Annotated in this window: 25 protein-coding genes; 18 read left to right on the top strand and 7 right to left on the bottom strand. The window is 65.6% G+C overall.

Annotated elements, in window-relative coordinates:
* Nucleotides 1-395: 395 nt before the first annotated feature.
* From DTW89_RS13080 to DTW89_RS13065, 4 genes are read right to left on the bottom strand one after another with little or no spacing between them, the layout of a single operon-like run.
* Nucleotides 396-1,175, bottom strand: a complete 780-nt coding sequence (locus tag DTW89_RS13080; protein WP_114656266.1) for a class II glutamine amidotransferase — start codon at nt 1,173-1,175, stop codon at nt 396-398.
* 38 nt (nt 1,176-1,213) lie between these two features.
* A complete protein-coding gene (locus tag DTW89_RS13075; RefSeq protein ID WP_114656265.1) occupies nt 1,214-2,683 on the bottom strand; it encodes an MFS transporter in 1,470 nt (489 codons plus the stop codon).
* Between the two features lie 10 nt (nt 2,684-2,693).
* A complete protein-coding gene (locus DTW89_RS13070) occupies nt 2,694-2,882 on the bottom strand; it encodes a 4-oxalocrotonate tautomerase (RefSeq protein ID WP_114656264.1) in 189 nt (62 codons plus the stop codon).
* Between the two features lie 25 nt (nt 2,883-2,907).
* Entirely contained in the window at nt 2,908-3,150 is a 243-nt protein-coding gene (locus DTW89_RS13065; protein WP_114656263.1) for a cysteine-rich CWC family protein, read from the bottom strand.
* 545 nt (nt 3,151-3,695) lie between these two features.
* Here DTW89_RS13065 and DTW89_RS13060 point away from each other — a divergent pair.
* The 6 genes from DTW89_RS13060 to DTW89_RS13035 all read left to right on the top strand — a co-directional run bounded on the left by DTW89_RS13060 (nt 3,696) and on the right by DTW89_RS13035 (nt 9,823).
* Complete coding sequence (locus tag DTW89_RS13060) at nt 3,696-6,539, top strand: monovalent cation/H+ antiporter subunit A (protein WP_114656262.1); 2,844 nt, start codon at nt 3,696-3,698, stop codon at nt 6,537-6,539.
* A 67-nt stretch (nt 6,540-6,606) separates the two neighbouring features.
* On the top strand, nt 6,607-6,993 hold the full coding sequence (locus DTW89_RS13055) for a Na+/H+ antiporter subunit C (RefSeq protein WP_201741003.1): 387 nt from the start codon (nt 6,607-6,609) through the stop codon (nt 6,991-6,993).
* A complete protein-coding gene (locus tag DTW89_RS13050; RefSeq protein ID WP_114656260.1) occupies nt 6,993-8,627 on the top strand; it encodes a monovalent cation/H+ antiporter subunit D in 1,635 nt (544 codons plus the stop codon). The genes DTW89_RS13055 and DTW89_RS13050 overlap by 1 nt, the downstream gene beginning before the upstream one ends.
* The gene (locus DTW89_RS13045) at nt 8,624-9,199 is read left to right on the top strand and encodes a Na+/H+ antiporter subunit E (protein WP_114656259.1); all 576 of its coding nucleotides are present in this window, start codon (nt 8,624-8,626) and stop codon (nt 9,197-9,199) included. The genes DTW89_RS13050 and DTW89_RS13045 overlap by 4 nt, the downstream gene beginning before the upstream one ends.
* Nucleotides 9,196-9,471, top strand: a complete 276-nt coding sequence (locus tag DTW89_RS13040) for a K+/H+ antiporter subunit F (protein ID WP_114656258.1) — start codon at nt 9,196-9,198, stop codon at nt 9,469-9,471. The genes DTW89_RS13045 and DTW89_RS13040 overlap by 4 nt, the downstream gene beginning before the upstream one ends.
* Before the next feature lie 10 nt (nt 9,472-9,481).
* Nucleotides 9,482-9,823 carry a Na+/H+ antiporter subunit G gene (locus DTW89_RS13035; RefSeq protein WP_114656257.1) on the top strand — a complete coding sequence of 114 codons (342 nt, stop codon included), beginning with the start codon at nt 9,482-9,484 and terminating at the stop codon, nt 9,821-9,823.
* A 100-nt stretch (nt 9,824-9,923) separates the two neighbouring features.
* Here DTW89_RS13035 and DTW89_RS13030 read toward each other — a convergent pair whose 3' ends face one another.
* Nucleotides 9,924-12,131 (bottom strand): malate synthase G, encoded by a 2,208-nt coding sequence (locus DTW89_RS13030; protein WP_114656256.1) that lies wholly within the window; start codon nt 12,129-12,131, stop codon nt 9,924-9,926.
* Between the two features lie 276 nt (nt 12,132-12,407).
* On the opposite strand from DTW89_RS13030, the gene DTW89_RS13025 reads away from it, so the two are divergent.
* The 12 genes from DTW89_RS13025 (at nt 12,408) to DTW89_RS12970 (ending at nt 23,581) form a co-directional block, all read left to right on the top strand.
* Nucleotides 12,408-13,331, top strand: a complete 924-nt coding sequence (locus DTW89_RS13025) for a LysR family transcriptional regulator (RefSeq protein WP_114656255.1) — start codon at nt 12,408-12,410, stop codon at nt 13,329-13,331.
* Nucleotides 13,332-13,389: 58 nt separating this feature from the next.
* Complete coding sequence (locus DTW89_RS13020; RefSeq protein WP_024813271.1) at nt 13,390-13,836, top strand: DUF2214 family protein; 447 nt, start codon at nt 13,390-13,392, stop codon at nt 13,834-13,836.
* 148 nt (nt 13,837-13,984) lie between these two features.
* Nucleotides 13,985-15,694 (top strand): arginine--tRNA ligase, encoded by a 1,710-nt coding sequence (argS, locus tag DTW89_RS13015; RefSeq protein WP_114656254.1) that lies wholly within the window; start codon nt 13,985-13,987, stop codon nt 15,692-15,694.
* A 12-nt stretch (nt 15,695-15,706) separates the two neighbouring features.
* Nucleotides 15,707-16,372: an SPOR domain-containing protein gene (locus tag DTW89_RS13010; RefSeq protein WP_114656253.1), complete on the top strand. Its 666-nt coding sequence runs from the start codon at nt 15,707-15,709 to the stop codon at nt 16,370-16,372.
* Nucleotides 16,373-16,457: 85 nt separating this feature from the next.
* Nucleotides 16,458-17,114: a thiol:disulfide interchange protein DsbA/DsbL gene (locus tag DTW89_RS13005; protein ID WP_024813268.1), complete on the top strand. Its 657-nt coding sequence runs from the start codon at nt 16,458-16,460 to the stop codon at nt 17,112-17,114.
* A 95-nt stretch (nt 17,115-17,209) separates the two neighbouring features.
* Nucleotides 17,210-17,860: a lipopolysaccharide transport periplasmic protein LptA gene (gene lptA, locus DTW89_RS13000; protein WP_114656252.1), complete on the top strand. Its 651-nt coding sequence runs from the start codon at nt 17,210-17,212 to the stop codon at nt 17,858-17,860.
* On the top strand, nt 17,857-18,639 hold the full coding sequence (lptB, locus tag DTW89_RS12995; RefSeq protein WP_114656251.1) for an LPS export ABC transporter ATP-binding protein: 783 nt from the start codon (nt 17,857-17,859) through the stop codon (nt 18,637-18,639). The genes lptA and lptB overlap by 4 nt, the downstream gene beginning before the upstream one ends.
* Entirely contained in the window at nt 18,639-20,237 is a 1,599-nt protein-coding gene (locus DTW89_RS12990; protein WP_114656250.1) for an RNA polymerase factor sigma-54, read from the top strand. Before lptB ends, DTW89_RS12990 begins: the two co-directional genes overlap by 1 nt.
* A gap of 89 nt (nt 20,238-20,326) precedes the next feature.
* Nucleotides 20,327-20,776, top strand: a complete 450-nt coding sequence (locus DTW89_RS12985; RefSeq protein WP_114656249.1) for an acyl-CoA thioesterase — start codon at nt 20,327-20,329, stop codon at nt 20,774-20,776.
* A gap of 23 nt (nt 20,777-20,799) precedes the next feature.
* Nucleotides 20,800-22,101 carry a THUMP domain-containing class I SAM-dependent RNA methyltransferase gene (locus DTW89_RS12980; protein ID WP_114656248.1) on the top strand — a complete coding sequence of 434 codons (1,302 nt, stop codon included), beginning with the start codon at nt 20,800-20,802 and terminating at the stop codon, nt 22,099-22,101.
* On the top strand, nt 22,091-22,642 hold the full coding sequence (locus DTW89_RS12975) for a putative toxin-antitoxin system toxin component, PIN family (protein WP_111866363.1): 552 nt from the start codon (nt 22,091-22,093) through the stop codon (nt 22,640-22,642). Before DTW89_RS12980 ends, DTW89_RS12975 begins: the two co-directional genes overlap by 11 nt.
* A 93-nt stretch (nt 22,643-22,735) precedes the next feature.
* Complete coding sequence (locus tag DTW89_RS12970) at nt 22,736-23,581, top strand: UPF0149 family protein (protein WP_114656247.1); 846 nt, start codon at nt 22,736-22,738, stop codon at nt 23,579-23,581.
* Nucleotides 23,582-23,673: 92 nt separating this feature from the next.
* Here the strand turns inward: DTW89_RS12970 and DTW89_RS12965 are convergent, their stop codons facing one another.
* Together DTW89_RS12965 and DTW89_RS12960 are read right to left on the bottom strand one after the other, a co-directional pair.
* Nucleotides 23,674-24,132, bottom strand: a complete 459-nt coding sequence (locus tag DTW89_RS12965; RefSeq protein ID WP_114656246.1) for a CinA family protein — start codon at nt 24,130-24,132, stop codon at nt 23,674-23,676.
* A gap of 62 nt (nt 24,133-24,194) precedes the next feature.
* Entirely contained in the window at nt 24,195-24,668 is a 474-nt protein-coding gene (locus DTW89_RS12960; protein ID WP_236637134.1) for a phosphatidylglycerophosphatase A family protein, read from the bottom strand.
* Nucleotides 24,669-24,778: the final 110 nt, after the last annotated feature.

The raw sequence follows: 24,778 nt of genomic DNA, 5'->3' as shown, positions 1-24,778 counted from the left end.
AACAGGACAGTGAAACGACTTTGCGCCGATGATAGTGCGGGTTCCCGTGTGAAAGTAGGTCATCGTCAGGCTCTTACAGCCCAGCAACGCCCCCCTCTGTGATCAGAAGGGGGCGTTTCTGCTTTGGAATTGCCAAAACACTGCACAACAAACTCAATGCCTGCCAAGTCACCCGGCAAACGTCGCATCCGGTGAGTCTGCTTTGCTCCGTATTAGCCAAGCCAGCCCAGAGATCGACTGCGGGGGCTTAAGGTCGCCAGGGCGCCAAGCCATCCAGAATTCAGGGCAACAGAATTCGGGGCAAGTGAAGGGACAGAGCAGAGGGGGCTTGGCGGCAAGGTTGCCCGCACGCATATGCTCGGGCCGTGGCCCTGTATGCGCGCAGCCAGAAGGCGCTAGGTAGCCTGCCCCATGTCTGCCTCGGTGCCGCGCACAAATACCTTCAGCTCACCCGCTCCGAACGCTTTCCAGCCCTCGTTGGTCGTCAGTGGCTCTGTTGCCACCAATTGCACCCTGTCTGAGGGGGTGGTGAGGGGCGCAAAATCAATGCAGAGGTCTTCATCGGACAGTTGGGCTACGGCAAAAGGATGCCGGCGTTCGAGGTGATAAAGGTGGGTTGAAGCGTGGGCCCACAGTGCTTCCCCATTGGACAGTAAGAAATTGAACGTTCCATGCTTTGCAATGTGTGGAGCAAGTTCGCGCAGCGTGTGTGTGAGTTCTTCAATGCTGGGCATTCCGGCATGCGATTTTGCAAGTTCTTGCAGGAGCCAACAAAATGCGTGCTCGCTGTCAGTAGTGCCTACCGGGTGAAAATGCGCATGCAATCTGGGGCGAAATTCCTTCAGATCGCCGTTGTGTGCAAAAACCCAGTAGCGTCCCCACAGTTCGCGCACGAAAGGGTGGCAGTTTTGCAGGCTCACAGGGCCTTGCGTGGCCTTGCGGATATGGGCAATCACATTAAAGCTCTTGATGGGATAGCCCCGGATCAGCTCGGCAATCGGCGAGTTCGCCGCGGGTTGATGGTCCACGAAGTGGCGCAAACCGCGGTCTTCAAAGAAAGCGATGCCCCATCCATCGGCGTGATCGGCGGTGTTGCCGCCCCGTTGGGCAAACCCCCGAAAGCTGAACGTAATGTCCGTGGGGGTATTGCTGTTCATACCAAGCAGCTGGCACATAAATAAATCCGTTGGTGTGGAGACTGAAGAAATTGGCGCTACGGTGCGTCGGTCTGTGCAGGTGCACCCCGCAACTGCCAGGCAGCAATGAGGGCGAGCAGGCAGAGCCCTGCCAGCATCAGAAAGGTTTCGCCAAATGCTGCGATGCGTGCGGCGCTGGTGGCGGCGGTCGCCAAGGAATCGCCATGCACGCCCAAACGCCATTCCAGCACGATTCCGCAAAGGCTCACGCCCGCAGCGCCCCCCAGCATGCGCACAAAGCCAATGACACTGGATCCCTGGGATATGAGTGTTTTGTCCAGGGGGCGCATGGCGCCCAGGTTGAGTGAAGGCAGGATAAAGCCCAGGCCGATGCGGCCCAGCACGGCAAACAGCACCAGCATCCAAAGTGCCGACTGCAGGCCCACCAGCATCATCAGTGCAAACGAAGCGCCCAGCAGCGCCAGGCCTGTGCTGACCAGCCAGTGGGTGGGAACCCGGTCAGCCAGTCGGCCGACCAAAGGAATGGTCATAGCAAGCACGATCCCGGATGGCAGCATGATGGTGCCTACGTGGGAGGCCGACAGCTGCAACCCCAGTTGCATGAAGACTGGCAGCAGATAGGTGGAGCCGAACAGTGCGGTGCCGTAGATAAAGGCCACCACGCTGCCCATGGCGAATTGTCGGTAGCTAAAGACGCGCAGGTCCATGAGCGGCTGGAGGCCGCGCCTTGATACGCGACGCTGCCACCAAAGAAACAGCACAAAAAACAGAATTGCACCACTCATCAAAAGGGCGGCTTGGGCGTAGGGCCCGCTGTGCATTGCCACCAGGCCGTTCAGCAGGCACAGCGTACCCAGCGTGCCCAGCATCAAGCCGCGCCAGTCCAGTGGCTCACCCCGGCGATCCGCAGGCACGCCACCGGGTGCGGTAGTGGGTACGAACTTATAGGCCAGGGCAATCGATGCAAGGCAAAACGGCACGACCATGAAGAAGATGGATCGCCAGCCAAACCAGTCGACCAGCAGCCCGCCCACGCTGGGTCCGATAGCGGGAGCCAGCACCCCCCCCATCCCGAAAATGCCGCTGGCGCGTCCCTGCTCGTGGGGTTTGAACGCATACAAAATGATCACGGCGGGAATGGGCTGCACCACCCCGGCCGCCAGACCCTCGGCGACACGTGCGGCCAGCACCAGACCGAAATGCCCGGAGAGCCCACCCGCGATGCCCCCTGCCAGCAGCAGAACCATGGCACCCACATAGGTGGCGCGGTAGCCATAGCGTGACAGCAGCCACGGCGTGGTCAGCATTGACACGGTGGTAGCCACCATGAAGCCCGACGTGACCCACTGGGCACGTTCCTGGCCGAGCATGAAGTAATGGCTCATGTCCGGGATCGCCACGTTGACGATCGTGGACGACATGATGGACGCCATGGTGCCCACCATGACGGAAAGCAGCAGCAGCCAGCGGTAACGTTCGCCGTAGCGCTCGCGCAGCACGGCGATCGAGCCGGGCGGCTGTGTCATGGTGCCGCGCTCAGGAACGTTCGGTCCAGAGCTTGCCGCCGGTGGCCCAGTTTTCGCGCTTCACATCGGTGATGAGGATGTCCACCATCTCGGGCGTACCTCCTAGCACCTCGACCGACACGCGGGTGATTTCTTCGACAAGTTTTTTCTTCTGTTCGACCGTGCGGCCTTCAATCATTTCGACGCGGTAGGTCGGCATGGGGGGACTCCTGGGCAAAAATCAATCATAAATGCGCGGTCTGCGGCCCGGGCGTGGTCATGTCGGCGGGGTCGGGGGTGCGGGCGCACACCGGACAGATGCAGCGCTGACCTCGCTCCTGCTCTGGCAGGCGGGTTAGCGCCGCCGTGGACACCGTAACCTGCAGACACCAGCAGCCCTGAGGGTCGGCACCCGAGGCCATGGCGCATTCGTTGGGCTGGCCGCAGGCGGGGCAGGCGTTCGGGGGGGAAGAGGGCGAGGGGTTCATGAAAAGAGGGGCAGCGCGAACTTGGAGTGTAGGCCAAGGCCCGACGCAACGGCACCGGAAGCTGTCGTTGAATTTTAGATAAAAACAGGCTACAAGGCTTATAAATAAAGCGCAAGCAGCTATTTAATCAATAGCAGATGATGAAGCAACCCTCATCCCCCCAGCGGCAGCAGTGCGCCGACCGCGCGGGTCGATGGCGATCGAAGGAGGCACCCCGTGCGGAGGGGGGGTGGAACCGCAGCAAACGCCTGACTGCAGCCTTTCGTGCAGGGAATTCCCCAGCGGTTGGACTGTTTTTTGTGCCCGAAGTCCGGCGCACCGACTGTACATTCACCGGTCACGCCGTTGATGTGCGCCCTGTCCGCCCCCCCCGCGTCCACCAGCGGGACCGTCGCAGTCGCCCGGCAACGCAGAGGCGCAAAGTTCACCAGACAGTCAACCCGCCTGCGCACGATGGTGAGCACCGCTTGCCGCAGCGATGAGAGCGATGCGCACCATCGCACCCGGCGGCAAAGCCGGGGGTAAAGACAACCAAAGGGAGAGCCGTGCTGTTACTCATCGTTTTGCTTCCGCTTTTCCTGGGCACCGCTGCCACGTTGTGGCTGGGTTCGCGGTCGCGCTGGCTCACTGCGCTGACGGCCGGGGCTGTGACGGCGGCGAGTCTGGGCCTGCTGCTGGGCCACGCGCCAGCGGTGATGGCGGGCGAGGTCATCCTGAACGCCTGGGACTGGGTGCCCGAGATCGGCCTGAACCTCACCTTCCGGCTGGACGGCCTGTCGATGATGTTTGCCGGGCTGATCCTGTTCATCGGGTTGATGATCGTCATCTACGCGCACTACTACCTGAGCCCCAAGGATTCGGCGGGCAAGTTCTACAGCGAGATGATGCTGTTCATGGCCGCCATGCTGGGTGTGGTGCTGTCAGACAACCTGTTGCTGCTGGTGGTGTTCTGGGAACTCACCAGCCTGTCTTCGTTCCTGCTGGTGGGCTACTGGAGCCACCGGGCCGACGCGCGCGCCGGTGCCCGCCAGGCGCTGGCCGTGACCGGCGGCGGCGGGCTGGCCATGCTCGGGGGCTTTGTGCTGCTGGGCCAGATCGCAGGCACCTACGAACTCAGCGCCATGCTGGGCAAGGTGGCCGCCATCCAGGCCGACCCGATGTTTGTGCCCGCGTTGTTGCTGATCCTGATCGGCGCCTTCACCAAGAGCGCGCAGTTTCCGTTCCATTTCTGGCTGCCCGACGCCATGGCCGCCCCCACGCCGGTGTCGGCCTATCTGCACTCGGCCACCATGGTGAAGGCCGGCGTTTTTCTGCTCATGCGCATGTACCCGGTGCTGGCGGGCTCGGGCTGGTTCGAGGCGATCGTGACCACCGTGGGCCTGATCACGGTGCTGTTTGCGGCCTTCATCGCCATCTTCAAGCACGACCTCAAGGGGCTGCTGGCGTACTCCACCGTAAGCCACCTGGGCCTCATCACCTTTCTGGTGGGGCTGGGCTCGCCGCTGGCGGCCGTGGCCGCAGTGTTCCACGTGCTGAACCACGCCACGTTCAAGGCATCGCTGTTCATGATCGCCGGGATCGTGGACCACGAAACCCACAGCCGCGACATGCGCAAGCTGGGCGGCCTGTGGGCGCTGATGCCCTGGACGGCCACCCTGTCCATGGTGGCGGCGGCGTCCATGGCCGGTGTTCCGCTGACCAATGGTTTTTTGTCCAAAGAAATGTTCTTCACCGAAGCGGTGGTGGGCACCACCGGTGTGTGGGCCTGGCTGGTGCCGGCGGCAGTGACGCTGGCCGGCATTTGCAGCGTGGCGTATTCGCTGCGCTTTGTGCACGACACGTATTTCAACGGGCCGCTGGGCGATGTGCCCAACACCCACCCGCACGAGCCCCCGCTGGGCATGAAGCTGCCCGCCATGCTGCTGGTGGCAATGTGCATCGCCGTCGGCCTGCTGCCCGCCGTCACCTTCGGCCCGCTGGTGGACGTGGCGGCCACGGCCCTGGCCGGCAAGCCACTGCCCGCGTACCACCTGGCCCTCTGGCACGGCTTCAACCTGCCGCTGCTCATGAGCGCCATCGCCCTGGTGGCGGGGGTGGGCCTGTACCTGCTGCTGGCAGCCCACAAGCGGCTGCACTGCATCGAGTCCGAGGCCTGGTTTGGCGCGGCCACCGGGCGCCAGATCTTCGACCGCCTGATCGACGGGCTGTTCGGCCTGGCGGGGCGCATCTCGGAGCGGCTGGAAAGCGGCTCGCTGCAGCATTACCTGGCCTGGACGCTGGGCTCCGCCATTGCCGTGGTGGCGGTGACCGTGCTGGGCAGTGGCAGCCCCATGGGCACCGGGCCGCGTGAGCTGTTGCCGGCTTCGCCGCTGGCCATTGCTATCTGGCTGCTGCTGGCTGGCACCACATTGACGCTGGTGGCGACGCACCACCAGCGGTTCCAGTCGGTGGTGCTGGTGGGCGTGGTGGGGCTGGTCACGTCGCTGACCTTTGTCAGCCTGTCTGCACCCGACCTGGCGCTGACCCAGTTGTCGGTGGAGGTGGTGTCCACCGTGCTGCTGCTCATGGGACTGGCCTTGCTGCCCCAGCACTCGCCGCGCGAGTCCGGCAGCCTGCGCCGCGTGCGCGACGGCGCACTGGCGCTGGCCGGGGGGGCGGGCATGTCGTGGCTGGCCTGGGTGCTGCTCACCCGCGACCACGACTCCATTTCCTGGTACTTCCTGGACAAGTCCATGCCGGTGGGCGGCGGCACCAACGTGGTCAATGTGATCCTGGTGGACTTCCGGGGCTACGACACCTTTGGTGAGATCACCGTGCTGGGCATTGCCGCCATTGGCGTGCTGGCGCTCATGGAAGGCATGCGCACGCGCCGCTCCACGGCCGACACCGATGGCCGCAGCTGGACCTTTGCCGCGCAACCCCTGCTGCTGCGCGTGGCGGCGGCGGTGGTGCTGCCGGTGGCGCTGGTGTTCACGCTCTACATCTTCATGCGCGGCCACAACCTGCCGGGCGGCGGCTTCATTGCCGGCCTGATCACGGCCGTGGCGCTGGTGCTGCAGTTCATGTCCATGGGGCAGGCCAAGGCCGAGCTGCTGCTGCGGGGCCAGGCCGGGCGCCGGTTCGTGAAATGGATTGGTGCCGGGCTGGGCATTGCCGGGCTGACGGGCGTGGGCGCCTTCGTGTTCGGCCGCCCCTTCCTGACCAGTGCCCACGGCCACCCGCATGTGCCTTTGCTGGGCGAGCTGCCGCTGGCGTCTGCCGCGCTGTTCGATCTGGGCGTGTACCTGGTGGTGGTGGGTGCCACGCTGCTGACCATCTCGGTGCTGGGCACCGTGAGCCGTGAAACCCGGGCGCCTGCGGCCCAGCGCGCCCCGGAGCCCGTTGCATGACCGCTGCAAGCCACCGCAACCTTTCCTCCGGCACCGCCGTGCAACCCACCAAGGAACCCACATGAGCATGGAATTTTTGCTGGCTACCGGCATGGGCTTTGTCACCGCCTGCGCCATTTACCTGATGCTGCGCGGGCGCACCTTCCCTGTGGTGCTGGGCCTGTCCCTGTTTGGCTACGCGGTCAATGTCTTCATCTTTGCGATGGGGCGCCTGTGGTTCAACGCCCAGCCCATTCTGGTGGGTGACGGCCCCGTGGCCGACCCCCTGCCCCAGGCACTGGTGCTCACCGCCATCGTGATCGGCTTTGCCACCACCGGCTTTGTGATCGAACTGGCCCTGCGCAGCCGCCACGAGAGCGGTAGCGACCACGTGGACGGGCACGAGCCCGGCCACGCACCGGGCTACCGCAGCGGCGCCACGGCGCCCGCGGGCAAGAGCGGAGGTCAGGCCTGATGCTGGACGTGATCTGTGCCTTCTGGCTGCAGCATGCGCCGGTGCTGTCCGTGCTGCTGCCGGTGTTCACGGCCGTGGGGCTGTTGCTGATCGGTGATTCGGCCGGCTCCGGCGGCACCGGTGCCGAAGGCCGCCAGCGCTGGGGCGCACGACTGTCCGTGGCGTCGGTGCTGCTGGGCCTATTCATGGCGGTGCAGCTGGTGCGCCACGCCAGCGGCGGCGAGCTGCTGGTGTACCGGCTGGGCGAATGGCCCGCGCCGTTCGGCATCGTGCTGGTGCTCGACCGCCTGTCCGCCCTCATGGTGCTGCTCACCTACCTGGTGGCAGTGCCGGTGCTCTGGTATGCCACCGGCGGCTGGGACACACGGGGCCGCCACTTTCATGCCCTGTTCCAGTTCCAGCTGATGGGCCTGTGCGGCGCCTTCCTGACGGGTGACCTGTTCAACCTGTTCGTGTTCTTCGAGGTGCTGCTGATCGCCTCTTACGTGCTGCTGGTGCACGGCCAGGGCCGCGAGCGCTTGCGCATGGGCGTGCACTATGTGGTGCTCAACCTCGCGGCCTCGGGGCTGTTCCTGATCGGGCTGGCGCTGGTGTACGCCGTCACCGGCACGCTCAACATGACCGACGTGGCCCTGCGCGTGGGCCAGCTCACGGGCGACAGCGCCGTGCTGGCGCGGGCAGCGGCTTTGGTGCTGCTGGTGGTGTTTGGCCTGAAGGCGGCGCTGGTGCCGCTGTACTTCTGGCTGCCGGGCACCTACGCGTCGGCCAGCGCGCCGGTGGCCGCGCTGTTTGCCATCATGACCAAGGTGGGCGTGTACAGCATCATCCGCGTGCACTGGGGCATTTTTGGCGCCGAGGCCGGTGAGGCCGCCTTTGCGGCCCAGGCCTGGCTGCTGCCGCTGGCCCTGACCACCAGCGTGCTCGGCGTGCTGGGTGCGCTGGCCGCGCACAGCATGGGCCGGCTGGTGGCCTACCTCACCGTCTCGTCGGTGGGCACCATTCTGGCGGGCGTGGGGCTGTACTCCCCTGAAACCCTGTCGGCTTCGCTGTACTACACGCTGCACAGCACGGTGGTGATTGCGGGCCTGTTCCTGCTGGTCGAGCTGATGGCCGCCCAGCGCGGTGAGGCACTGGACAAACTGCGGCCTGCTGCGGCGGTGCGCGAGCCGGTGCTGCTGGGCTTGATGATGATTTTTGGCGCGGCCTCGGCCGCCGGGCTGCCGCCGTTGCCGGGCTTTCTGGGCAAGCTGATGATTCTGGAGAGCTCGTCGGGCCTGCCCGCGCAGGTCTGGGTGTGGGCGGTGGTGCTTAGCGTGGGCTTCTTCACCATCGTGGGCCTGGCGCGCGCCGGGGTCATCGTGTTCTGGCATATCCAGCCCGACGAAGGGCAGGGCAACCCCGGCTCGGGCTCCAGCGTCAAACTGTTGTCAGCCGTGTGGGCCTTCATGGCGCTCACGCTGGCCATGGCGGTGCTGGCCTCCCCAGTGAAGCGCTACACCGACGCCGCGACAGCGCAACTGGCTGACCAGGCCGCCTACGCCCGCGCCGTGCTGGGCATGACCGGCGCCCCCACCACCCGGCCCTACGACGGCCAACGCACACCGGCCGCGGCCCCCACCGAGGAGACACGATGAACCCCAACACCTCGCCCCCCGCCAATCCGGCGCGCAAGCCGGGCTGGCTCAGCCATCCGCTGCTGTCCCTGCTGCTGGGCGCCAGCTGGCTCGCGCTTTCGCACAGCCTGGAGCCCGTGCACCTGCTGTCGGCGCTGCTGATCGCCCTGATCGTGCCGCGCCTGCTGCACCCGTTTCTGGGCGAACACTCCAGCATCCACTGGGGGGCCGCCGTGCGGCTGACCGCCGTGGTGTTCAAGGACATTGTGCTGGCCAACATCACCGTGGCCCGGCTGGTGCTGGGCCCCCTGCCGCGCATGCAGCCCGCCTGGCTGCCCGTGCCGCTGGCCTGTGACCACCCGCGCGTGAATGCCTTGTTTGCCACCATCATCACCACCACGCCCGGCACGGTGTCGTGCGTGGTGGACGAGCAGCGCCATGAAATTCTGGTGCATGCCCTGACCTGCGACGACGCGCAGGCCATGATCGACGACATGAAGACGCGCTACGAGGCGCCTTTGCTCCAGATATTTCGCCAGCAGCCACGCACCGCAGCGCCCGGCGCGGGCACCACCGCCGGGAGGGCCGCATGAACGTTCTGGACATCGCATTGAACATGGGCGTGGCTGCCGTGACGGTGGCCGTGGTGCTGTGTGCCTGGCGCCTGCTGCGCGGGCCCGAAATGACCGACCGCCTGCTGGCACTGGACACGCTCTACATGAATGCCGTGGCGCTGATCGTGCTGCTGGGCATCCGCTGGAACACCGCGCTGCTGTTCGAGGCCGCCCTGCTGGTGGCCATGCTGGGCTTTGCCTCCACCGTGGCGCTGGCGCGCTACCTGAGCCGCGGCGACGTGGTGGAATGAAGGAGTAACCATGCACCCTCTGATCGAATGGTCTGCTGCCGCGCTGATCGTGATCGCGGCCTTCTTCCTGCTGGTGGGCGCCATTGGCCTGGCCCGCCTGCCCGACTTTTTCATGCGCCTGCATGCACCCACCAAGGCATCCACGCTGGGTGTGGGCGGCGTGCTGATTGCATCGATGCTGGTGGCATTCAGCCAGGGCCGCCCCGGCATTGCCGAGCTGCTGATCACGCTGTTTGTGTTCGTCACGGCGCCGGTGTCGGCCAACCTCATGGCCCAGGCGGCGCTGCACCTTCGGCTGGCATCGCGGGCGCCCGTGCCCGACGACGCGGTGCCCGAGCGCCGCCAGGGCTGAGCGCCATGAACAACGGCACCCGAAGGTGCCGTTGTTCATCAAAACAGCCTTCAGCCTTTGTCCATAAAGCGCTGAGAGCTATTAACTCAATAGCAATCGATCACGCCGACGCCTTGAGCTTCAGGCGCCAGGCGTGCAGCAGGGGTTCGGTGTAACCGCTGGGCTGTTCCACGCCCTTGAACACCAGATCGCAGGCGGCCTGGTAGGCCATGGATTCGGCAAAGCGGCCGTGCATGCGCTGGTAGAGCGGGTCACCGCTGTTTTGCTGGTCCACCTTGGCGGCCATGCGCTCGAAGGTGGCGCGCACGCGGCCTTCGCTCACCACGCCATGCAGCAGCCAGTTGGCCATGTGCTGGCTGCTGATGCGCAGCGTGGCACGGTCTTCCATCAGGCCGATGTCGTTGATGTCGGGCACCTTGGAGCAGCCCACGCCCTGGTCCACCCAGCGCACCACGTAGCCCAGAATGCCCTGGGCGTTGTTGTCCAGTTCCTGCTGGATCTCCTCGTCGCTCCAGTTCGGGTTGGCCGAGACGGGAATGGTCAGCAGGCCGGTCAGCAGGTCATCGCGCAGGGCATTGGCGTCGGTCTTTTCCAGTTCGATCTGGATGTCGCTCACCTTGACCTGGTGGTAGTGCAGGGCGTGCAGCGTGGCGCCCGTGGGGCTGGGCACCCAGGCGGTGTTGGCTCCGGCCTTGGGGTGGGCGATTTTCTGCTTGAGCATCTCGGCCATCAGGTCCGGCATGGCCCACATGCCCTTGCCGATCTGGGCCTTGCCGCGCAGGCCGCACGACAGGCCCACCAGCACGTTGCTCTTTTCGTAGGCCTGGATCCAGGCGCTGCTCTTCATGTCGCCCTTGCGGATCATGGGGCCTGCGTGCATGGCGGTGTGCATTTCGTCGCCCGTGCGGTCCAGGAAGCCGGTGTTGATGAAGGCCACGCGGCTCGATGCCGCAGCGATGCAGGCCTTGAGGTTGACGGAGGTGCGGCGCTCCTCGTCCATGATGCCCAGCTTGACGGTGCTGTCAGGCAGGCCCAGCAGCTTTTCGACGCGGCCAAACAGCTCGGCGGCAAAGCCCACTTCGGCGGGGCCGTGCATCTTGGGCTTGACGATGTAGACCGAGCCCTTGCGCGAGTTGCGCAGGCCGTTGGCGCCATGGCCTTGCAGGTCGTGCACGGCAATGGCGGTGGTGACCACGGCGTCCATGATGCCTTCGGGGATCTCGCGTTGCTGGCCCTGGGCATCCGTCCAGAGGATGGCTGGATTGGTCATCAGGTGGCCCACGTTGCGCAGGAACATGAGCGAGCGGCCGTGCAGGCGCACTTCGCCCGTGCCGCTGGGTGCGGTGTAGACGCGGTCGGGGTTCAGGCCGCGCGTCATGGTCTTGCCGCCCTTGTCGAACGATTCGGTCAGCGTGCCCTTGAGGATGCCCAGCCAGTTGCTGTAGCCCAGCACCTTGTCTTCGGCGTCCACGGCGGCCACGGAGTCTTCCAGGTCCAGGATGGTGGACAGGGCAGCTTCCAGCACCAGGTCGCTCACGCCCGCTGCGTCCGATTGGCCAATGGGCGTGCTGCGGTCGATCTGGATATCGAGGTGCAGGCCGTTGTGCTGCAGCAGCACCGACGACGGCGCGGCGGCATTGTCTTGGTAGCCCTTGAACTGCGATGCGTCCTTGAGGCCCGTGGTGCTGCCATTGGCGAGCGACACCACCAGCTGGCCGCCTACTACCTTGTAGCCGGTCGAATCCTTGTGCGAGCCTGAAGCCAAAGGCGCCGTGTCATCCAGCACCTGGCGCGCAAAGGCGATCACCTTGGCGCCGCGCACAGGGTTGTAGCCCTTGCCCTTTTCGGCGCCACCTTCTTCGCTGATGGCATCGGTGCCGTACAGCGCGTCGTACAGGCTGCCCCAGCGGGCGTTGGCTGCGTTCAGGGCATAGCGCGCATTCAGGATGGGCACCACCAGCTGGGGGCCCGCCTGGACGGCGAGCTCGTCGTCCACATTGGACGTGGAGACCTGCACGTCGACGGGCTGGGGGACCAGGTAGCCGATGGTTTCAAGAAACTTGCGGTAGGCCGCCATGTCGGTGATCGGGCCGGGGTGGGCCTTGTGCCAGGTATCGAGCTCGGTCTGCAGGCGGTCACGCTCGGCCAGCAAGGCGATGTTGCGGGGGGCGAGATCGGCCACGATGGCGTCAAAGCCCTTCCAGAAGGCGCTGCTCTGCACGCCGGTGCCGGGCAAGACCTTGTCTTCCACGAAGCGGAACAGGGAGGTGGCCACTTGCAGGCCGTGAACAGAGGTGCGTGCGGTCATGGTGCGATGCCTAACGAATGAAAAATGAAGGAAGAACCAGCCAGCGGGACCGCCGGTGCGGGACATGGACAGACTGTATTGCAATTGTTTGGTGGCATAAACCCCCTGAATATCTTGAAACCAATGACTTTTAAGCAAAAGTGGTTCAATAACATGCTATATATTTAATAGCTATCAGCGCTTTTTATATATGGGCTAGATGCCATTTTTATTCATATTCTGCTGCGGGACTCTGCCCCGCTGCCTTGCGCATGTTTGTCTCCATAATCAGCGCCCATGGACAAACTCAAGGCCTTCGAATCCTTTGTGTCAGTGGCCACGCGCGGCAGTCTCACCGCTGCGGCCAAGGCCGAAGGCGTGGCGCCCGCCATCATGGGGCGGCGGCTGGATGCCCTGGAAGAGCACCTGGGCGTGAAGCTGCTGGTGCGCACCACGCGGCGCATCAGCCTCACGCACGAGGGCAGTGCATTCCTGGAGGACTGCCAGCGCCTGCTGTCCGACGTGGCCAACGCCGAAGCCAGCGTGTCCGAAGGCGGCGTCAAGGCCACGGGGCACTTGCGCATCACCGCGCCCGCTGGTTTTGGCCGCCGCCATGTGGCGCCGCTGGTGCCGCGGTTTCGGCTGGCGCACCCCGATGTGACCATTTCGCTCAACCTCAGCGACCGCGTGGTGGATCTGGCGGGCGAGGGTTTTGACTGCGCCGTGCGCGTGGGCGATCTGCCCGATTCGTCGCTGGTGAGCGTGCGCATTGCCGACAACCGCCGCCTGTGCGTGGCCACGCCCGCCTACCTGCAACGCCATGGGGTACCGCGCCACCCCAGCGAGCTGTCGGGCCATGACTGCCTCACGCTGTCGAGTGAAGCCTCGCAGACGCGCGGCTGGGCCTTTCGCATGCCGACCCCGGACGGTGGTAGCGAGGTGGTGCACCTCAAGCCCGGCGGGCCGCTCGATTGTTCAGACGGCCAGGTGCTGCACGACTGGTGCTTGGCGGGCTACGGCATGGCATGGCGCAGCACCTGGGAGGTGGAGGCGGAAATCGCCGCCGGCAGGCTGGTGGAAGTGCTGGAGGAGTTTGCCGCGCCGCCCAACGGCATTTATGTGGTGTTCCCCCAGCGCAAGCACATGCCGCTGCGGGTGCGCCTGTGGATTGACTTCCTCAAGCACAATTACAGCCAACCCGGTTTCTGGACCGCCGCATGACCCGCACCGCGGGGCGTTGCGAACCGCTCCCTGCCGCCGCAATTCACAAGGATCTGCAATGACTCTCGAAGCCGTATTGGCCAGCCTGCATCTGGTGGCCATCCTGACCCTGGTGGTCTTCATGTCGAGCCAGGCGGCGCTGTGCCGCATCGAATGGCTCAATGCCGCCGTGGTGGAGCGGCTGGTGCGCCTGGACGTGATCTACAACGTGACGGCGCTCGTGCTGCTGCTCACGGGCCTGGCGCGCGTGGTGTGGGGCATCAAGGGCATGTCCTGGTATGTCTCGCAGCCCCTGTTCCATGTGAAGGTCACGCTGTTCGTGGTGATGGTGCTGCTCTCCATCTGGCCCACGCTGTCGTTCCGGCGCTGGCGCAGCCAGCTGCGTGCCACCGGCGCGCTGCCGCAGGCCCGCGAGGTGGGGCAGGTGCGCCGACTGGTCATGGTGCAGTCGCACATCCTGCCCGTGGTTGCCGTCATTGCCCTGTTCTGGGCGCGTGGCTGGTAGGCAGGCCCCGTAGTGGGTAGCGCTTTCTGCCCGATTGCGCCCCGGAACGGCCCCGCCCACCGCGCCGATGGCACATGCGGGCAGGCGTTTGTCGCTTCAATGCCCTCGGCCATGCGGCCGCCTGGCCCCTGCCCCGTAAAATCGCCCGATGCTCTCTGTCAAACAAGATCTGCTGGCCGCGCTCGCGGCCGAGCTGGAAACCCTCACCCCCGGCGCGGGCGCCAAGGCCGCATTTGAATCGCCCAAGGTGGCCTCCCATGGAGACTTCGCCTGCACCGCGGCCATGCAGCTGGCCAAGCCGCTCAAGCTCAATCCCCGCCAGGTGGCAGAGGGCCTGCGCACCGCGCTGCTTGCCACGCCGGTTTACCAGCGCTGGGTTGCCGACATCGACATCGCGGGCCCCGGCTTCATCAACATTCGCCTGAAACCAGCGGCCAAGCAGGAAATCGTGCGCGAGGTGCTGGCTGCCGGGGAGCGCTTCGGTTTCCAGGGCCCGCGCAATGCGCGCGTGCTGGTCGAATTCGTCTCTGCCAACCCCACCGGGCCGCTGCACGTCGGCCATGGCCGCCAGGCGGCCATTGGTGACGCCATCAGCAACCTGTTCGCCACGCAGGGCTGGAGCGTGCACCGCGAGTTCTATTACAACGACGCAGGCGTGCAGATTCAGACCCTGGCCCACAGCACCCAGCTGCGCGCCAAGGGCTTCAAACCCGGCGACGAATGCTGGCCCATCGACCCGGAAAACCCGGCGAGCAAGGCCTTCTACAACGGCGACTACATCGCCGACATTGCCGAGGCCTTCAAGGCCAAGGCCACCGTCAAGGCCGACGACCGTGAGTTCACCGCCAACGGCGACGTGGAGGACTACGACAACATCCGCCAGTTTGCCGTGGCCTACCTGCGCAACGAGCAGGACAAGGACCTGCAAGCCTTCAATCTGCACTTTGACGAGTACTACCTCGAATCCAGCCTGTACACCAGCGGCCGCGTCGAAGCCACTGTCAACAAGCTCGTGGCCAACGGCAAGACCTACGAGCAGGACGGCGCGCTGTGGCTCAAGTCCTCCGACTACGGCGACGACAAGGACCGCGTCATGCGCAAGGGCGACGGCAGCTACACCTATTTCGTGCCCGACGTGGCGTACCACATCACCAAGTGGGAGCGCGGTTTCACGAAGGTCGTCAACATCCAGGGCACCGACCACCACGGCACCATCGCCCGCGTGCGCGCCGGGCTGCAGGCGGCCGATGTGGGCATTCCGCAGGGCTACCCCGACTACGTGCTGCACACCATGGTGCGCGTGGTCAAGGGCGGTGAAGAGGTCAAGATCAGCAAACGCGCGGGCAGCTACGTCACGCTGCGCGACCTGATCGAGTGGACCAGCAAGGACGCGGTGCGCTTCTTTCTGCTGAGCCGCAAGCCCGACACGGAGTACACCTTCGATGTGGACCTGGCCGTCGCACAGAACAACGACAACCCGGTGTACTACGTGCAGTACGCGCATGCGCGCATCTGCTCGGTGCTGCGGGCCTGGCAGGAGGCCGGCGGCGGCGACGTGGCCTCGCTCAAGGAGGTGGACCTGTCTCCGCTGGACGGGCCGCAGGCCCAGGCGCTGATGTTGCAACTCGCCAAATACCCCGACATGCTCACCGCTGCTGCCGAGGGCGAGGCGCCGCACGACGTCACCTTCTACTTGCGTGATTTGGCCGCCAGCTACCACAGCTACTACGACGCCGAGCGCATCCTGGTGGACGACGAAGCAGTAAAAAGGGCCCGCCTGGCACTGGTCGGTGCCACCGCGCAGGTGTTGCACAATGGCCTGGCCGTGCTGGGCGTATCGGCTCCAGCCAGAATGTAAGCAGTTACTACCATGAAGAAAAAACAGACGGGTGGCACCATCATCGGCTTCATTTTCGGAGTCCTTGTGGGCCTGGGTGCCGCACTGGTCGTGGCCGTGTATGTGACCAAGGTGCCCGTGCCATTCCTCAACAAGGGGGGTGTGCGGGGCGTGGACCAGGACGCGGCTGAAGCGCAAAAAAACAAGAACTGGGACCCGAACTCGCTGCTCACCGGCAAGGGCTCTACACAAAGCCCTGCGCGCGTGCCCACACCGGCGGCCCCGGCCAGCGCTAACGGCGCTAACGGCACGGCTCCAGCCGCCGAGGTCACCGCTGCGCGGACCCCCGCCAGCAAGCCCGCAACGGCCGATGCCAAGCCCGCAGCAAAGGCCGACACCAAACCCGCCGCCTCGGCAGACCCGCTGGGCGATCTGGCCAAGGCCAAGTCGGCGGCGGTGGATCCGTTTGATTATTTCGTGCAGGCCGGAGCGTTCCCCAACCAGGCGGGGGCCGATGCCCAGCGCGCCAAGCTGGCCATGCTGGGATGGGAAGCCCGCGTGAGCGAGCGTGAGCAGAATGGCCGCACCGTGTACCGTGTGCGCGTGGGTCCTTTTTCCAAGCGCGACGACGCCGAGCAGCTCAAGGAAAAGCTGGAAGGCGCGGGCGTAGAGTCCGCGATGGTGCGCGTGCAGCGCTAAAGCAGCAAAGCCCATCGCCATTGTCTGAACTTTTTCATGGGGGGAGTGCTCACACCCCCAGACCCGAACAAGGAGTGTCCCTGTCATGAAACGCCGCGAGTTTTCCCTGTCCACCGCTTCGGTGGTTGCCGCTTCCGCCCTGACTTTGCCGCTGGCCACGCCGGCCATGGCACAGGCGCGCCAGTTCAAGGAGGGCAAGGATTACACCAGGCTCGCCAAGCCGCTGACGCCCGATGCGCCTGCTGGCAAGGTGGATGTGATCGAGTTTTTCTGGTACAGCTGCTCGCACTGCAACGCATTCGAGCCAGCGCTGGAGTCCTGGATCAAGGCCGCTCCCAAGGATCTGAGCATCCGTCGCATCCCGGTGGCGTTCAATGCCAGCTTCGTGCCACAGCAAAAGCTGTATTTCACGCTGGAAGGCATGGGCAAGCTCGATACCGTGCATGGCAAGGTATTCCGCGCCATCCACGTTGAAAAGCAAAAGCTGGCCAAGGACGATGAAATCTTCGCCTGGGTGGCCCAGCAGGGGGTGGACATCGCCAAGTTCAAGGAGATGTACAGCTCTTTCACGGTGGCCAGCCAGGTGCGTCGTGCCACGGCGCTGCAAGAGGGCTACGGCGTGGAAGGCGTGCCGTCGATGGGCGTTGCCGGCCGGTTCTATACCGATGGCACCATGGCTGGCAGCATGCAGACCGTGCTGCAGGTGGTGGAGCATCTGGCGGGCGTGGCACGCAAGGGCTGATTGCGCAACCCGCTCCCGAGAAGCCCGCGCCAGCGGGCTTTTTTATGGGCGATGGCACCGGTGCATGGCTACAATGAGTGCAAGATTCGTGCCTCATGAAAAAAAGCCTCCTCCCGATCCTGCTGCTGACCGCCCTTGCCTGCGCCCCTGGCGTGGGCCAGGCCGAAAAGGCCGACCGCAACAAACCCATGAACATCGAGGCCGATGCGTTGCGCCACGATGAACTCAAGCAAACCAGCGTCTTCACGGGCCGGGTGGTCATGACCAAGGGCTCCATCGTGCTGCGCGGGGCGCGGCTGGATGTGCGCCAGGATGCCGACGGCTACCAGTACGGCGTTGTGACGGCCGAGCCTGGCAAGCGCGCATTCTTCCGGCAAAAGCGCGACACCGTGGCGGGCACCCCCGACGAGTTCATCGAAGGCGAGAGCGAAGTCATCGAGTACGACGGCAAGGCCGACAACGTGCGCTTCATCACCCGGGCCGAGATGCGCCGCTACCGCGAATCCGTGGTGACCGACGAGCTTTCGGGCGCCGTCATTGTGTACAACAACCTCACCGACGTTTTCACGGTGGATGGCCAGAAAAAGGCGGCCGCCAGCGGGGCGGGCGATGCGCCTGCTGCGGGCGGGCGGGTGCGTGCCGTGCTGTCACCCAAAGAGCAGCCTTCCGGCGCTGCCGCTCCGGCCAATGCCGCAAGCGGGCCGGTGCTGCGTCCCAGCAACTCCCTCGGCGGCGCAAGCAAGTGAGTACCGCAACCGTGGCGGGAGGCCCTGACACCCAGGCCGGCAGCCGTCTGGAAGTCTCGCACCTCGAAAAATCCTACGGCAGCCGCAAGGTTGTCAAGGATGTGTCGCTGGTTGTGCAAAAAGGCGAGGTGGTGGGTTTGCTCGGGCCCAATGGCGCGGGCAAGACCACGTCGTTTTACATGATCGTGGGCCTGGTGCGCTGCGACGGGGGGGATATCCGCATCGATGGCCATTCGGTGGCCGACATGCCCATCCACCGGCGCTCGCGCCTGGGGCTGTCTTACCTGCCGCAAGAGGCATCGATCTTTCGCAAGCTCAACGTCGAAGAGAACGTGCGCGCCGTGCTGGAGCTGCAGCGGGGCGATGACGGCAAGCCGCTGGGCCGGGCGCAAATCGAAGAGCGCCTCACGTCCTTGCTGCAGGAGCTGCGCGTGGACCATCTGCGTGCGTCGCCGGCCCTCGCCCTGTCGGGCGGCGAGCGCCGCCGGGTCGAGATCGCGCGCGCCCTGGCCACCCAGCCGCGCTTCATCCTGCTGGACGAGCCCTTTGCCGGCATCGACCCCATCGCGGTGATCGAGATCCAGCGCATCATCGGTTTCCTCAAGGCGCGTGGCATCGGCGTGCTGATCACCGACCACAACGTGCGCGAAACCCTGGGCATCTGCGACCACGCCTTCATCATTAGCGACGGCCGCGTCCTGGCGCAGGGCACTCCGTCCGAAATCGTCGACAACGCCGAGGTACGTCGGGTGTACCTGGGTGAACATTTCAGGATGTGATGAAACCTGGTCTTTCGCTGCGCGTCTCGCAGCACCTGTCGCTTACGCCGCAGTTGCAGCAATCCATCCGGCTGTTGCAGCTGTCCACGCTCGAACTCTCGCAGGAAGTCGAGCAGATGCTCGACGAGAACCCGTTTCTCGAGCGCACGCCCGAAGAAGCCCCACGCGAAGAGTTTGGTCTTGAAGCGGCCGACACCCCCGCGCAGACCGACGACTACAGTGCCGACGATGCTCTGTTTTTAGGAGCTACTAGCGCAAGCAGCACAAGCGCTGAGGGCCAAAATGATGCTGAAACGCCCAGCGCCAGCGTGGACGAGCCCGACTGGAGCGGTGACGGCACGGTGGAAATGGCACCCAACGACGCCGAGTGGGGCGGCGACGCACCGGCCCGCAACCGCAACGACTCCGAGGGCGACGAGGCCGATGCCACCGAGCTGGCCCGCTCGCACGAGTCACTCACGTCCTTCCTGCACCGCCAGGCCCTGGCGCTGCGCCTGTCCGAGATCGACCGCGCCGCGCTGCGCTTTCTGATCGAATCGCTCAACGACGACGGCTACCTTGAAGAGCCGCTCGAAGAGCTGGCCGCAGGCTTGGCCGGCGAGGGCAACCTGGAGCAGATCGACGAGCTGGTGCACCGCTTCACCGTGGCGCAGCGCCTGCTGCAAAGCCTGGAGCCGGTGGGCGTGGGCGCGCGCAACCTGGCCGAGTGCCTCACGCTGCAACTCAAGGCCCTGGCCGCCGACGAAGACAGCGCGATCGACCCCGACGCCGTGCAGACCGCGCTGCGCATCTGCCAGCAGCCGCTGGAGATGCTGGCCCGCCGCGACATCCGCCGGCTGACGCAGCTGTGCGGCGATGGCGAGGAGCGCACGCGCGCCGCCATGGCGCTGATCGCCCGCCTGGAGCCGCGTCCCGGCCGCCGCTTTGCCGATGTGGAGCGCAACATCATCGTGCCCGATGTGATCGTGCGCAAAGCCGGGCGCGAAGGCTCGCAGCGGGGCCGCGATGGCCAGCACAACTTCATCGTCAGCCTCAACCCCGATGTGATGCCCCGCCTGCGCGTGCACGACATCTACGCGGGCGCCCTGCGCGGGCACAAGGGCGGCGAGGGCCACCAGGGCATGCAGCAACGCCTGCAGGAGGCGCGCTGGTTCATCAAGAACATCCAGCAGCGCTTTGACACCATCCTGCGCGTCTCACGCGCCATCGTCGAGCGGCAAAAAAACTTCTTCACCCACGGCGAGCTGGCCATGCGCCCGCTGGTGCTGCGCGACATTGCCGACGAGCTGGGCCTGCATGAGTCCACCATCAGTCGCGTGACCACGGCCAAGTACATGGCCACGCCGATCGGCACCTACGAGCTGAAATACTTTTTTGGTTCGGGCCTGGGCACCGAGACCGGCGGCAACGCATCGAGCACGGCGGTGCGCGCGCTCATCAAGCAGTTCGTTGCCGCCGAAAACCCCGCCAAACCCTTGTCCGACAGCCAGATTGCCGAGATGCTCAAGGAGCAGGGCATCGAGTGCGCGCGCCGCACCGTGGCCAAATACCGCGAGGCGCTCAAAATCGCGCCGGCCAACCTGCGCAAGGCGCTGTAGACGTTTTTGCCCGCCGAGCGCGTGGGTTGTGCGTCTGTCAGCTGCCGTTTGTCATCCCTTTGTTCTGTTTTTTATTTGTCTCTCACGCCATGGCCCGCATCGTTTTCGATCTTCCTGCCCACTTTGTCTTTTCGACCGAGATGCAGATCTACATCAGCCATGTGAACCAGGGCGGGCATCTGGACAATGCCCAACTGCTCAGCCTGGTGTCCGAGGCGCGCGTGCGCTTTTTCCAGGCGCAGGGCTATCCCGAGGCGGATGTGGGTGGCCTGGCCATCGTGGTGGGCGACATCGTGGCGCAGTACAAGTCCGAGGGCTTTCATGGCGAGACCATGCGTGTGGAGATGACTCCCGCCGATTTCAACCCCTACGGCTTTGACCTGGTGTTTCGCATGACCGAAAAATCGCAGGGCCGCGAAGTGGCACGCGGCAAGACCGGCATCGTCTTCATCAACAAGTCCGATCGCAAGGTGGCGCTGCTGCCCGCACATATCCGCGCGCTGCTCAGCCGCCCACCTGTTTTTGCCGCCCAGCCATAGGCGCGTATCCTTTTGCCCTGTCTATGAACCAACTCCAACTTTTCCTGCCGTGCGCCGCTGGTGTCGAGAGCTATCTGGCCGACGAAGTGCACGCCATCACCGGCCTCACGGGGCAAGACCTGCTCACGGGGCGGGGCGGCGTGCTGCTGCGGGCCTCGTGGCGCGATGCGCTGCTGCTCAACCTGCACAGCCGCTTGGCCCAGCGCGTGCTGGTGCAACTGGCACACCGCCCCTACCGCTCTGAAAACGACCTGTATGCCGCCGCCAGCGACGTGGCCTGGGAGATCTGGTTCACCACGCGCCAGACCTTCAAGGTCGAGGTGACGGCCCAGCACAGCCCGCTGCAAAGCCTCAATTTCGCGGGCCTCAAGGTCAAGGATGCCGTGGCCGACCGCTTTCGCGCCAAGAGCGGCGTGCGCCCCGACGTGAACACGCAGTGGCCCGATGTGCGCATCCACCTGCACCTGACCACCGACGAAGCCACGATCTACATCGACACCAGTGGCGAGCCGCTGTTCAAGCGCGGCTGGCGCGAGGACAAGGGCGACGCCCCGCTGAAGGAAACCCTCGCCGCCGCCATGATCGCTGCGAGCGGCTGGGACCCGTTGGGTGACAACCCGGTGCCGCTGTACGACCCCTGCTGCGGCAGCGGCACCATCGCCATCGAGGCCGCGCAGATCGCCTGCCGCATCCCGGCCGGCATGCTGCGCCGTTTTGCGTTCGAGAAACTGCTGCCGTTCCAGAGTCATGTCTGGAGTGCTATAAAAAACGAAGCTGAAAGCGCAATACAGGAAAGCGCTGTGCCCATATTTGGCAGTGATGTGGCCCACCGCATGGTCGATTTTGCCCAGCGCAACGCCGAGCGTGCCGGCGTGGCCGACGCCGTGCAGCTGCGTGGTGGCGACGCCCTGCAGCGCATGCCGCCGTGCGAGCAGCCGGGCGTGATGCTACTGAACCCGCCCTACGGCGAGCGCATTGCCGCCGCCGGTGCTGCGGGCCAGAACGCCAACGAGCGCGCCGCCGAGCGCGCCCTGGGCGCCAGCGTGGGCCGCGAAGCCGCGCACACCGACGATGGCGGCGAGTTCTTCAGCCAGTTGGCCGCGCACTGGAAAAAGAACTACGCCGGCTGGCAGGCCTGGATGCTCACCCCCGACCTCAAGCTGCCCGGCAAGATGCGCCTGAAAGAATCGCGCCGCGTGCCCATGTGGAACGGCCCCATCGAGTGCCGCTTGTTCCGCTTCGACATGGTCAAGGGCTCGGTGCGCGCGCCGCGTGGTGATGGTGCGGCCCCGTCGGCGCCAGCGCCCAAGGCCCATGGCGGCTAGGCCTGCACGCCATGTGCTGGCGCTGCCCGAATGCGGCGCACCCGGCGATGGCGGTGCAAACGCGCGCGCGCTGGTGCTGGACACCAACATCGTGCTCGACCTGCTGGTGTTTGCCGACGCGGCCATGGCGCCCGTGCGCACGCTGCTCGACGCCCAGCGGCTGTGCTGGGTGGCCACGCCACCCATGCGCGACGAACTCGCGCGCGTGCTGGCCTATCCGCAGATCGTGCCGCGCCTGGCGTTTTATGGGCTGACCGCCGGTGCGCTGCTGCAGTCCTATGAAGCCCAGGTGCGCTGGGTGGATGTGGCGCCGCGCATTTCGGCCGTGTGCAAGGATGCCGACGACCAGCATTTCATCGACCTGGCCGTAGCCCACCGCGCCATCCTGCTCAGCAAGGACAAGGCGGTTCTTTGCATGCAAAAAAGGCTGCTAGCCCTTGGTGCGCAAGCGGCAACAGCTATAGTTTTTGAGGCAGATGGGTGGGCCGGGGTGTCGCCGGTGGGCGCAGCCACCACGCCCTTGGCCGTGCTGGCGGCTTGACTTTTTGCCTTGGCGGGCGGCTACACTGGCCGCCTTTGCAAGGGGCCGTGGGCAGCATCCAAGCCCAACGGCCCCGCTGACTGGAGCCCCGCTATGAACACCCCCCACCAAGAACCCTCGGACGCCGCCGCCGCATCCGCATCTGCCGCACCGGCCCTGGGCCCCGACGAACTCGACGAGATCGACACGCTGCTGGACGACCTGCGCACGCGGGGCGAAGAGATTCCGCAGTGGGAGTTTTGCGATGGCTTTCTCACGGCGCTGATCTGCAGCCGCCGCCCCATTTCGCCATCGGAGTACCTGCCCATGCTGCTGGGCGATGGCGCAGCGATCGATCTGGCCGAAGACGAGCCACTGCCACTGCTGTCGGCGTTTGCCGATGCCGCACAGCAAGCGCGGTTCATGGAACTGTGGATGCTGCGCTGGAACGAGGTCGAGGCGCAGCTCGACGCACCGGTCGAAAAGCTGGACGACGACCGCACCTTTCAGCCCGAAGCCATGGACATGCGCGGCGCCGTGGCCAGCCTGCCTGAAGAGCAGCGCGCCGAAATGGCCGGGCAGGAGATCCCCTCGTTTGGCCAGGTGTGGGCGCTGGGCTTCATGTTTGCCGTGGAAAACTGGCCCGAGGACTGGGCCGCCCCACGCGACAAGGAAGCCGCCAAGTGGCTTGACGATGCCCTGGACAGCATCGTCGCCCTGACCGAGGACGACACCGGCAAGCCCGAGGTCTGCATGTTCAGCGAAGACGGCCCACCCAGCACCAGCCAGGCGCGCGTGGAAACCTTCGGCGAAGCCATCTGGGCCGTGTACGACCTGCGCCAGCTGTGGAAAAGCATGGGCCCGCGCATCGAAACCGTGCGCAAGCTGGCCGAACCCGGTCGCAATGAGCCCTGCTGGTGCGGCAGCGGCAAGAAATTCAAGAAATGCCACGGCGCGTGAATACGTGCTCCTGAAAAAGGAGCTGCTAGCGCTTTCCAGGAAAGGGCTGGAGGCTGATTTGGCTCGAATTCCGACGGAAGGCGCGCGGGCCGCTATGCCAGCAGCGCCTGCAGCCCTGCCAGCGCATGGCGCACCGTGGCAGCGCGCACGGCGGCGCGGTCGCCCGCAAAGTGCTGCACCTGGCTGTGGGTCTGCCCGGCCACGCGCCAGCCAAACCACACCATGCCCACGGGCTTGTCGGCGCTGCCGCCCGTGGGGCCGGCGACGCCTGTGACGGCCACGGCCACCTGGGCGTGCGCGTGTGCCACCGCGCCTTCGGCCATGGCGCGTGCCACGGGCTCGCTGACGGCGCCATGCTGCTCAATCAGTGCCGCGGGCACGCCCAGCAGCTCGGTCTTGGCGGCGTTGGAATAGGTGACAAAGCCGCGCTCGAACCACTGGCTGGAGCCCGCCAGGTCGGTGCAGGCGGCGGCGATCAGGCCGCCAGTGCAGCTTTCGGCGGTGGCCAGCATCCAGCCGCGCGCGAGCAGTTGGGCGGAAATTTGAGTCAAAACAGCCTCTAGCCCTTTACCGTCAAGCGCCAGCAGCTCTTCTTTTGATAGTGATGTGGCAGTCACCAGAAGAACCTCCACACGGCAATGACCAGCAGTGTGCAAAACGCCGCCACAAAGTCGTCGAACAAAATGCCCCAGCCGCCGCGCCAGCCAAAGCCCTTGAACAGCTGGTCGGCCCAGCCCACGGGCCCGGGCTTGGCGGCATCAAAGTAGCGGAACAGGGCAAACGCCACGGCCTGGCCCCACAACCCCATGGGCATGGCCAGCCACAGCACCAGCCAGAAGGCCACGACCTCGTCCCAGACGATGCTGCCGGGGTCGGACACGCCCATGTGCCGCGCGGTGATGGTGCAGGCCCACCAGCCCACCAGCGTGCCCGCGCCGATCAGCAGGCCCAGTTGCTGCGGGTCCAGCCAGTGCTGCAGCACCAGAAACGCCAGCCAGGCCCACAGGGTGCCCACGGTGCCCGGCGCCTTGGGGCTCAGGCCCGCGCCAAAGCCCAGTGCAAGGCAGTGCGCCGGGTGCTGCAGCATGAAAGCGGCAGTGGGCCGACGCGGCGGTGGCGGTGTGCCGGGGGCGCGCGGCGTGGCATCGGTCACATCGACCGTGTCGCGGGGGGCGCCAGATGGGGTGGGAATCACGC

The sequence above is a fragment of the Acidovorax sp. BoFeN1 genome (genome assembly GCF_003345135.1).
In the GTDB taxonomy this organism is placed as follows: Bacteria; Pseudomonadota; Gammaproteobacteria; order Burkholderiales; family Burkholderiaceae_C; genus Acidovorax; species Acidovorax defluvii.
This window is presented reverse-complemented; position numbering and strand designations above follow the sequence as displayed.